Raw genomic sequence first — 5,471 nt, 5'->3', positions numbered from 1 at the left:
TCACGGGCGTGCCGGTCGAACCAGGCGAGGACGGGCCCGTGCAGCTCGGAGGGGAGCGCCGGGGCGACGGGGGCCTCGGCGGAGGGGGACGCGGGGGGAGTGTCGATGGAAGTCATGGCACCTCCGATCCTGGCACGTCCCCGACGGGATCAGTACGCGCCGTGGCGTGCGCGAGAGCGCCGCTCGGAGTGCACGGGGGCGTGCGCGGAGGCGTGCGCACTCGCCCCGCGCCCCGCGCACCACACCACGGCCGAGCTCCGGCTCGACCGGGCCGTCTCCACCAGGGACCGTACGGGCCGCTCGGCCACCCGCATCACGAGGAAGGCGACCAGGGAGCCGAAGAGCAGGCCGACGGTCACGTCGTGCGGGTAGTGGACCCCGACGAAGACCCGGGAGAAGGCCATGAGCAGTGCCATCGGCACGGTCAGCCAGACGATCCCGCGCCAGGACAGGGCGAGCGCGATCGCGGCGGCACCCGCGATGGCCGAGTGGTTGCTCGGGAAGGACCAGTCGCCGTGCGGCGGGCAGGCGACGAGCGAGACGGGCGCGCCGGCGACCGCGCGGCAGGGACGTTCCTCGTCGACCAGTGACTTCAGCGCCTCGCTCGCCACGTAACCGAAGCCGGTGGCCACCGGGGCGAGCAGTGCGAGCGCCATCGTCCGGCTCGACCCCTCACGGGAGCGCCACCAGCCGGCGAGGAACAGCACGCCGAAGAGCAGCAGCCCGAGCTCCGTCCACACCTCGGCGAGCCACTGGAACCAGTGGGGGGTGGAGTGGGCGAAATCGGCGACGTCGAGATAGAGACGGTCGGAGAGGTCGAGAACGGTGTCCATGGTGCATGACGCTAACCGGAATCAGGACTTCGTCGCCCCGGGCCAACGGCCAGAACGACCCCCGACGAAAGTGGGGGGTTGCGATTCGCACCGGTTGCCTACGGTTTCCGGTGGGGTTCCTGCGGGGTTTTGGGAAAAGTTCCCGGAACGGACGGATGTGATCATCGGCAAAACTTGAGGTCTCGGGCGGCGGGTGGGGCGGGAGTTGGGCCGGATCTCTCGTAAGGTTCGGGTCGTGGGATCTTTGCGCAATCCGGTCGGGCCGCTTCCCTCCACCATCTACTGGCGACGGAGGGCGGTGGCGCTGTGCCTGGTGGCGCTTCTCACGCTGCTCGCCGCCTGGGCCTTCACCTCGGGTGACGGCGGCGGGAAGAAGACGAACGACGCCGCCAACGGCTCGTCGCCGACCCCGCCTTCGATCACCCCAGGGCCCTCCGGCACCGGCCCGGCGATCAGCCAACAGCCCGGCGGACGCGACGAGTCGGGCGACTCCGGCGGCAACGGTGGTTCCGCGGGCTCCGGTACGGACGAGGGCGCGGGCGCAGACGCCGGTACCGATGCCGGTACGGACGCGGGCTCCGGCTCCGGCTCCGGCACCGGCGGCACCGGCAAGAACGGCGACACCGACGGAGCCGGCGGCGACGGAGGCGCGGGCACCGGTGCGGGCCAGCAGGTCCCGGCCGACTCCCCGCTCCCGAACTGCCCCGCCGGGGCGCTGCAGTTGACGCTCCGCGCCACCAAGGTCGCCTACGAGGCGGGGGAGAAGCCCCGCTTCCAGCTCGTCGCCAAGAACACTTCGAACACCACCTGCAAGGCCGACTTCGGACCCCGCAGCGCGGTACTGACGATCAGCGACGACCGGGACGACGAGGTCTGGTCCACCGCCGACTGCCCGCGCCCCGGCAACCCGGTCCTGCTGCGCGTCCCCGCGCACGCCACCGTCACCCACACCGTGGAATGGGACCGCGGCCACAGCGCCCCGCAGTGCGCGAGCGCCCCGGCGGGCCAGGCCGGCCCCGGCACCTACCTGGTGGAGGCGGAGATGCCGGGCGCGAAGGTCCTGGCGGCCTCGTTCACGCTGGCGAAGGACTGAGCCGTACGAGCCGAGCCGTACGAGCCGAGCCGTATGAGCTGAGCTGTGCGAGCCGAGCCGAGCCGTGCGAGCCGAGCCGTACGAGCCGAGCCGTGCGAGCCGAGTCGTGCGAGCCGATCCGCCGGACAGGCCTCAGACGTACCGCTCCAGGATCGAGGACTCCGCGAGCCGCGACAGGCCCTCGCGGACGCTGCGGGCGCGGGCCTCGCCGACGCCGTCGACGGTCTGGAGGTCGTCCACGCTCGCCGCGAGCAGCTTCTGCAGCCCGCCGAAGTGCTCCACCAGGCGCTCGATGATCGCGCCGGGCAGCCGCGGCACCTTCGCCAGGAGCCGGTAGCCGCGCGGCGAGACCGCCGAGTCGAGGGTCTCGGGCGAACCGCTGTACCCGAGGGCCCGCGCCACGACCGGAAGTTCGAGCAGCTCGGTGTGGGTGAGCGCGTCCAGCTCGGTGAGCGCCTCGGCGACCGTCCGCGAACGCTTGGCGGTCGGCTCCGGCACGTAGTCCCGGATCACCAGCTCGCGCTCCGGCTCCACGCCCGCGATCAACTCGTCGAGCTGGAGCGAGAGGAGCCGCCCGTCGGTGCCGAGCTCGACCACGTACTCGGCGATCTCGGTGGCGATCCGGCGGACCATCTCAAGACGCTGCGCGACCGCGGTGACGTCCCGGACCGTGACCAGGTCCTCGATCTCCAGGGCGGAGAGCGTGCCGGCCACCTCGTCGAGCCGCAGCTTGTACCGCTCCAGGGTCGCGAGCGCCTGGTTGGCGCGGGACAGGATCGCGGCCGACTCCTCCAGGACCCGGCGCTCACCGTCCACGTACAGCGCGATCAGCCGCATCGACTGGGAGACGGAGACGACCGGGAACTTGCACTGCTTGGAGACCCGGTCCGCGGTGCGGTGGCGGGTGCCGGTCTCCTCGGTGGGAATGGAGGCGTCCGGGACCAGCTGCACACCCGCGCGGTGGATCTTGGTGATGTCCTTGTCGAGGACGAGCGCGCCGTCGAGCTTGCACAGCTCACGCAGGCGCGTGGCGGTGAACTCGACGTCCAGCTCGAAACCGCCGGTGCACATCGAGTCGACCGTCTTGTCCAGGCCGAGGACGATGAGACCGCCCGTGTTTCCCCGGAGGATCCGCTCCAGGCCGTCGCGCAGCGCGGTGCCCGGCGCGACCGCGCTCAGGGCGGCGCGCATCAGCGCTTCGTTGCCGGAGCCCGCGCCGGACTTTCCAGGAGCTGCTGCCCCGTCCTTGGCTGCCACTGCACTCCTCCGGCTCGTACGGATGGGCGAGACCAGGGCAAAGTCTAGCGACACCGTCCTGCGGGGGTGTCGGTCAGCGGGCCGGCGCCTCCTCCGCGCCCTTCGCCCGCCGGCTCCGCGGCAGCACCCGCAGCGCGTCCCCCACGTCCGCCACCTCCGTCACCTTCATCCCCGCCGGCACCTTCCCCGGGTCCCCCGGGACCAGCGCGTGCGTGAAGCCGAGACGGTGCGCCTCGGCGAGCCGCCGCTGCACGCCCGTCACCCGCCGCACCTCGCCCGCGAGCCCGACCTCGCCGATCGCGACCAGGTTCTTCGGCAGCGGGGTGTCGCTCGCCGCGGAGGCCAGCGCGAGCGCGATCGCCAGGTCGGCGGCGGGCTCGGTGAGCTTCACGCCGCCCACGGTCGCGCTGTAGATGTCCCGCTTGCCCAGCGCGCTGATCCGGCCGCGCTGCTCCAGGACCGCCAGCATCATCGAGACCCGGGAGGTCTCCAGACCCGAGGTCGTCCGCCGCGGGGACGGGATCTGCGAGTCGACCGTCAGCGCCTGCACCTCGGCGACGAGCGGACGCTTGCCCTCCAGGGTGACCGTCAGGCAGGTCCCGGGCACGGCCACGTCGCGCCGGGTCAGGAAGAGGCCGGAGGGGTCGGCGAGCCCCGTGATGCCCTCGTCGTGCAGCTCGAAGCAGCCGACCTCGTCGGTCGCCCCGTACCGGTTCTTCACGCCCCGGACCAGGCGCAGGCGCGCGTGCCGGTCGCCCTCGAAGCTGAGGACGACGTCGACCAGGTGCTCGAGGAGCCGGGGGCCCGCGATGGCCCCTTCCTTGGTGACGTGGCCGACCAGGAGCGTCGACATGCCGCGCTCCTTGGAGGCCCGGATGAGGGCTCCGGCGACCTCGCGGACCTGGGCCATGCCGCCGGGCGCGCCGTCGATCTCGGGGGAGGCGACGGTCTGCACCGAGTCCAGGATCAGCAGGGAGGGCTTCACCGCGTCGAGGTGCCCGAGGACGGCCGACAGGTCGGTCTCGGCCGCCAGGTACAGATGGTCGCTGAGCGCGTTGATCCGGTCGGCGCGCAGCCGGACCTGGCTCGCGGACTCCTCGCCCGTCACGTACAGCGTGCGGTGCTCGTCGCTCGCCGCCTTGGCCGCCACGTCGAGCAGGAGCGTGGACTTGCCGACGCCCGGCTCGCCCGCGAGCAGCACGACGGCGCCGGGCACCAGGCCCCCGCCGAGGACCCGGTCCAGCTCGTCGACGCCGGTCGAGCGGGCGGTCGCCTGCCGGCCGTCGACCTGGCCGATGGGCAGCGCGGCGGTGGAGACGCGACCGGCGGCGGTCGTGCGGACGGCGGGCGCGCCGTACTCCTCGACCGTGCCCCAGGCCTGGCACTCGGGGCAGCGGCCGAGCCACTTGGCCGTCTGCCAGCCGCACTCGGTGCAGCGGTAGGACGGCCGGTCCTTGGCGGTTTTCGTACGGGCAGCCATGGACGACACCGTATCCGCCCCCACCGACAACGGGACGCCGTCATCCACAGGGGGACCGTCACCCCACCGGAACGCCGGGTTCCTGTCCCCTTTCGAGCGATACCTTCACCCGTAAGAATGAGAATGGGGCAACCGGTACGAAGAGTGCTCCCGTCCTGCCTACGGTCGCCGAGTGACGAGCAGCAGGCTGGATTCCCCCGCACGCACCACCGGCGCACACCGGGCGCACCGCGCCACGGACCAGGGACCGCGCACGCTCGGCCGGCGTCCCCCCGCCCGTTACGAGGCCGCCCTCGACGGCCTCTTCACGTACTGCCTCTCCGTGCTCTGCGACCACGACACGGCCACCGCCGTCCTCGGCGACGTCCTCGCCGTCGCCGAGCGCCACCACGGCCGCTGCCCCTCCGACGAGGACGGACGCACGGCCTGGCTGTACGCCCTCGCCCGCTGGGCCTGCCTGCGCAGCCTCGGCGAGCAGCGCCGCAAGCGCCAGGGCGCCCACACCGGCCGCCCGGCCGTCACCGCCCCCGCGCCGCCCCGGGTCTCCGAGGAGACAGCCGAGCGGCGCCGCGCCGAGCTCGCCCTGCTCGCCTGGCCCGAGGCCGCCGGCACCACGCCCGAGCAGCGAGAGGCCCTGGAGCTCGCCGTGCGGCACGGCCTCAGCCACCGTCAGGTCGCCGCCGTGCTCTCCCTCGACCCGCTCGCCGCCCGCGAACTCCTCGCCACCGCCGGCTGCGAGGTCGAGCGCACCCGCGCCGCCCTCGCCGTCGTCGAGACCGGCAGCTGCCCCACCGTCGCCCGGCTCACC

Annotated in this window: 5 protein-coding genes; 2 read left to right on the top strand and 3 right to left on the bottom strand. The window is 73.3% G+C overall.

Annotated features, from left to right (window positions below):
- Positions 1-149: 149 nt before the first annotated feature.
- Positions 150-833 carry a phosphatase PAP2 family protein gene (locus CCN56_RS40050; RefSeq protein ID WP_086832484.1) on the bottom strand — a complete coding sequence of 228 codons (684 nt, stop codon included), beginning with the start codon at positions 831-833 and terminating at the stop codon, positions 150-152.
- A 235-nt stretch (positions 834-1,068) separates the two neighbouring features.
- Between CCN56_RS40050 and CCN56_RS40045 the strand changes: the two genes are divergently transcribed.
- A complete protein-coding gene (locus CCN56_RS40045) occupies positions 1,069-1,926 on the top strand; it encodes a hypothetical protein (RefSeq protein ID WP_086832483.1) in 858 nt (285 codons plus the stop codon).
- A gap of 132 nt (positions 1,927-2,058) precedes the next feature.
- Here the strand turns inward: CCN56_RS40045 and disA are convergent, their stop codons facing one another.
- Together disA and radA are read right to left on the bottom strand one after the other, a co-directional pair.
- Positions 2,059-3,183, bottom strand: coding sequence for a DNA integrity scanning diadenylate cyclase DisA (gene disA / locus CCN56_RS40040; protein WP_041129817.1), 1,125 nt, complete (start codon positions 3,181-3,183; stop codon positions 2,059-2,061).
- A 73-nt stretch (positions 3,184-3,256) separates the two neighbouring features.
- On the bottom strand, positions 3,257-4,663 hold the full coding sequence (gene radA / locus CCN56_RS40035) for a DNA repair protein RadA (protein WP_086832482.1): 1,407 nt from the start codon (positions 4,661-4,663) through the stop codon (positions 3,257-3,259).
- Positions 4,664-4,835: 172 nt separating this feature from the next.
- Between radA and CCN56_RS40030 the strand changes: the two genes are divergently transcribed.
- Positions 4,836-5,471 (top strand): RNA polymerase sigma factor (locus CCN56_RS40030; protein ID WP_143664825.1); only part of this gene is annotated, 636 nt, incomplete at its 3' end.

Origin of the sequence: Streptomyces sp. NRRL B-24572 (assembly GCF_002156145.1) — a bacterium.
GTDB classification, from domain to species: domain Bacteria; phylum Actinomycetota; class Actinomycetes; order Streptomycetales; family Streptomycetaceae; genus Streptomyces; species Streptomyces vietnamensis.
Note: the sequence above shows the minus strand (reverse complement) of the source record. Positions and strands in the feature narration are given on the sequence as shown.